Annotated in this window: 4 protein-coding genes and 1 tRNA gene; 2 read left to right on the top strand and 3 right to left on the bottom strand. The window is 46.6% G+C overall.

All coding sequences use genetic code 11. From position 1 onward, the window contains the following. Nucleotides 1-3 precede the first annotated feature (3 nt). Together AC4E7D_RS12020 and AC4E7D_RS12015 are read left to right on the top strand one after the other, a co-directional pair. Nucleotides 4-76: transfer RNA gene (locus tag AC4E7D_RS12020), tRNA-Met, on the top strand. 308 nt (nt 77-384) lie between these two features. After that, nucleotides 385-939, top strand: coding sequence for a hypothetical protein (locus AC4E7D_RS12015; RefSeq protein WP_490174035.1), 555 nt, complete (start codon nt 385-387; stop codon nt 937-939). A gap of 59 nt (nt 940-998) precedes the next feature. On the opposite strand, the gene AC4E7D_RS12010 is transcribed toward AC4E7D_RS12015, so the two are convergent. The 3 genes from AC4E7D_RS12010 to AC4E7D_RS12000 all read right to left on the bottom strand — a co-directional run. Next, a complete protein-coding gene (locus AC4E7D_RS12010; protein WP_490174034.1) occupies nt 999-2,330 on the bottom strand; it encodes a Gfo/Idh/MocA family oxidoreductase in 1,332 nt (443 codons plus the stop codon). A 2-nt stretch (nt 2,331-2,332) separates the two neighbouring features. Then, on the bottom strand, nt 2,333-3,715 hold the full coding sequence (locus AC4E7D_RS12005) for a 3-keto-disaccharide hydrolase (protein ID WP_490174033.1): 1,383 nt from the start codon (nt 3,713-3,715) through the stop codon (nt 2,333-2,335). Nucleotides 3,716-3,731: 16 nt separating this feature from the next. Beyond that, nucleotides 3,732-4,484 (bottom strand): TRAP transporter large permease (locus AC4E7D_RS12000; RefSeq protein ID WP_490174032.1); only part of this gene is annotated, 753 nt, incomplete at its 5' end.

Raw genomic sequence — 4,484 nt, 5'->3', positions numbered from 1 at the left:
CATCGCGGGGTAGAGCAGTAGGTAGCTCGTCGGGCTCATAACCCGAAGGTCGCTGGTTCGAGTCCAGTCCCCGCTACAAAGAAAGCCATCAACGAGAGTTGGTGGCTTTTTCTTTGCGGACAAGCCAAGCTTGCTTGAGATTGTACGGAAAGAAAAAGACAACACCTTGCAAAAGCAAGGTGGATGGCTTTCTTTGTGAAGCCTCCCTTTAGGCCGATTTCCCCGCTCAGCGGGGAAATCAATCCAGTCCATCCTGGCACAGACGGTTTTCTTTGTTAAGCTCCCCCCAAGGCCCATTTTATGCGTAGCAATGAAATGAATCCAGTCCTTAGCAGTACTTGACCTATTTTCCTATCTTCGATTCCAATTCAGCCGTTTATTGCAATGAAAAAGGCACCGATATTCCTATTACTCTTACTTTGTTTTCAACTGGTAAATGCCCAGTTCATTAAAGAAAAATCCATAAGTGTTCAGATTGGCTACGGACTAAGTGTATCCGACAATAGCCTCGTTGATACTGTTGATGACGGGTTTTTTATGCAGGGCGAGTTGGTCCTGAAAGTTGCCTCCTGGATAGAACTACGACCTTATGCGGGGGTGATTTATACAACCTCAAACGAATCTAACCCATTCACTGAGATCGCAACCTCAAAAGCCCTGCTTTTGGGTGGAAGAACAAGGCTCAGAGCCCCTATCCCCTGGGTAGCCCCATACACCGAAATAGGAATAGGAACTTCCATAGGAAAATTTGAAACTTTTACCGCTTTCGATGACATCGAAAAAAGCGGTTTTATTTACCACATACCCTGGTCACTCGGATTGGAATTGGGGAAAAAGAACAATTTTGATTTGGGATTCACCTATTACTTTCAACCCACTGTTGAGCAATATGCAGGAGCAGTCGCGATTGGAGTTACCTTTGCACTACCCAACAAATAGAATGGCAATAGGAACTTCACTGTGAAACTTCCTGTTACAGCGTCTCTTTGATTCTTTCCTTATACTTTAGGCTCCCATCCTTCGGCATATTCCCGCTTCCAACTTTGCATGGCCTTATCGCTGTTGAGCACTCTACCTGTTAAGGTATCTATTTCCAGGGTGTGCCCTGCATCCTGCGCCATGTTGCCGAGATGACAGAGCATGGTGGAGATGCTGGCATCACGAATGTCCGAATTCAGCGATTCGTCCTTTCTGATGGCATTGAAGAAATTACCAATATGATCCACATCCAAACCACCCATACCCATGGTATTGGTGGAATTACTTTGTTCTGTGCGCTCAAATTCAAACTTTGTGGGATCGCCCTTTAGATCGTACAACCTGTAGGATTCCCTACTGAGTTCTATAGCCCCCTTGCTGCCATACAGGGTTACCCCCCTACCCGGTCTTGCCGGTTTCATAATTCCCCGGCTGTGGCCTGACCAGGTTATAAACTTGTTGCCGGGAAAGCTGTAGGTCACCTGTTGGTTATCCACAAACTCCCAATCATCATCATAGGTATATTTTCCACCAAAGGAAGTGACCGTCTCAGGCAAATCCACACCTAACGCCCAGCGACATATATCAATTTCATGTGTGCCATTATTATGGATTTCCCCTGTGCCCCAACTACGGAACCAGTGCCAGTTATAAGGATGGATATTGTCGCGATATTCTTCCCTTGGGGCCGGCCCCTGCCAAAGCTCCCAATTTAAAGTTGGTGGCACCTCGATTTTTTGGCCAATGCCAATAGATCCCCGATTGTTTGAGTAATAGGCTTCACCCTTGTACACATCACCGATTATACCTTTTCTAATGTCCTCGACTGCCATTATCGAAGTACGGGCCGAACGCTGTTGGTTGCCCATCTGTACCTTTTTGCCATACTTCTTCTGAGCCGCTACCAACAATTCATTCTCATGGGGGTTGTGACTACAGGGTTTTTCGACATACACGTGCTTACCTGCCTGCAAGGCCATGATGGCCATTGGGGCATGCCAGTGTTCGGGGGTGGCAATGAATACTGCATCGACATCTTTATCCTCCAAAATTTTTCGGAAGTCTTTCTCCACCTTGGGTACATATCCAATGTTCTTCTGACACCAGGCGTTATTTGCTTCAATAATGACATCGTCAACATCACAGTTGTAAAGGATCTTTGCATTGGCATCCTGATGAATGGCTATTATGTGCGCCTTGGCACGACTGCGAACACCAATTACTGCGCAATTGATCTGTTCATTGGCGCCAAGTACGTTGTCACTTGCAAATCCGGGTAGTATACCAGTGCCCAGGGTCATGGCCGCCGTACCTGCCGTGGTCTTTTTGATAAAATCTCTTCTCGAGGTCATGTTTATTCTTCTTTGGTTATGGGTCGTATCTTGATATTTTTAAAGCTTACATGGTCACCGTGGTCCTGAAGTAAGATATGGCCGCTTTCTCCTTCGCCGAAATTGGGCCATTTGACGTATTTGCTTTCGGATACAAGTTTTCGGAATTCATCGCTTTTGCGTTCATACTCCAGCACTTTTACACCATTCAGCCAATGCTCAACATGGTTGTCCCTGGAGAGGATATAGGCCGAATTCCACTCACCGATCGGATGAGCTGGCTTATCCACATCCGCCTGAATTAGATCATAGAGCGAAGCCAAAGTCCGACTACCCTTATGATTGCCCAACTTCGCATCGGGATGCCTGGCATCGTCCAGAATCTGGTATTCCAATCCTATGGAAGAACCCGGACCTTTGTTCAGATCGGTATCTACAAAATATTTTATACCACTGTTCGCCCCTTCAGTCAGCCTGAAGTCGACCTTCAATTCAAAATCACTGTACGTATCAACGGTCACAATATCGCCCCCTGCGGCCGCCTCGGCACCTCCTGAGGCCAAAACGGTGAGTTCGCCATTTTCGATGATCCAGCCCCGGTCAGGGAAACTGTCTAGTTTTGCTCCGCGCCAGCCTTTACTGGTCTCACCATCCCAAAGCAATCTCCATCCCCTCTTCTCCTCATCGATGGTAAGCTGGTTTTTAGTAAGGATCTGTTTTGCCGCTGACGCCCTGGAATATTTCTGCAGGCTGTCCGTCAAAATCCTGATATTGCGCCAGCGAATCTCAGTACCTGCTTCCTGGTTATCTCCTATACTGTGGACCTGAAGGGCGATGAATCCATCAGCGGTCTTCTCGTCAATCAAATATGCTACTGGCACATCATTCACCCATGTTTTGATCGTGTCCCCAATGGCCTCAATACGGTAATGGTTCCATTCGTTTTGCTTAAAAGCCTGCTGTGCTTCGGGCTTGCCGTCTAACGGATACAGCCATCCCCTTCTGGCCTCATCATAAATACCCCCACTCCATGCACGGTCAGAAGGGTCAATTTCAACCTGGTAGCCGTGTACTCTTCCCTCCCTGTAATATGGAAAACTATTACTGCGTATCTGGATCCCGGAGTTCATCGACGGATCTACTTTGTATTCCAACTCTAAAATGAAGTCATCGTACCGGGTATTGGTCGTCAGGAAGGAATTCGGGGTATTGTGAACAGTTTTGCCCACAATGGTATTCCCCCTTACTTCATATAGGGCCTCACCGCCTTTCTGGGTCCATCCGTCCAGGGTTTCGCCATCAAACAGGGCCACCCAGGGAGCGTCATCCTTAATGGCTTCACCACAGCCATAAAAGAACAAAACACACAGGGCCAAAACCTTTATTTTAAAATTCACTTGCGTCATAGTGGGTGTTTTAAGTTTATAATAAATCAAACAGGCCAGGCAGCCACAGCGTCAATTCGGGTATATAAGTTATCAAAAACAATGCAACTACCATGGCAACAAATAAGGGAAATAACGGTCTTACTACCTTTTCTATGGATGTTTTGGCAATGCCCACGCCCACAAACAGGACAGAACCCACAGGTGGCGTACACAGCCCGATACAAAGGTTTAAAATCATGATGACGCCAAAATGTACGGGATCTATCCCCAATTTGGTCACTACAGGCAAAAATATGGGCGTGAAAATGAGTACCGCAGGGGTAATATCCATAAAAATACCCACTAGCAACAGAATAAAATTTATGAGCAACAGCACCATAATTTTGTTGTCCGAAATACTCAAAAGGCCTGTACTGATTTCCTGCGGTATATGTTCATAGGAAAGCACCCATGACATACTCATCGAAGCCCCGATCAAGAGCATAACAATAGCCGTAGTAGCTGAGGAGTCTAAAAATATCTTTGGAAGTTTTTCAAAAGTAATTTCCTTATAGATGGATCCGAGCACCAAGCTGTACAGTACTGCAATGGCAGATGCTTCGGTGGCGGTGAAAATCCCCGCTACAATGCCGCCAATGACCAATATCAGCAAGAACAGGGCAGGTACAGCATCTACAAAGGTGCTGTACACCTCTTTGAGTGAACTGCGTTTTCCTACCCCATAACCCTTTTTCTTTGCCCAGATGGACGCTACAACCATCAGGAAAAGCCCTGTCAGAATTCCCGG

This window comes from Lentiprolixibacter sp. (assembly GCF_982873095.1).
Note: the sequence above shows the minus strand (reverse complement) of the source record. Positions and strands in the feature narration are given on the sequence as shown.

Excerpts from the sequence above, each read along its gene's own strand:
- AC4E7D_RS12015 (WP_490174035.1), top strand. The coding sequence starts at position 385 with ATGAAAAAGGCACCGATATTCCTATTACTCTTACTTTGTTTTCAACTG.
- AC4E7D_RS12010 (WP_490174034.1), bottom strand. The coding sequence starts at position 2,330 with ATGACCTCGAGAAGAGATTTTATCAAAAAGACCACGGCAGGTACGGCG.
- AC4E7D_RS12005 (WP_490174033.1), bottom strand. The coding sequence starts at position 3,715 with ATGACGCAAGTGAATTTTAAAATAAAGGTTTTGGCCCTGTGTGTTTTG.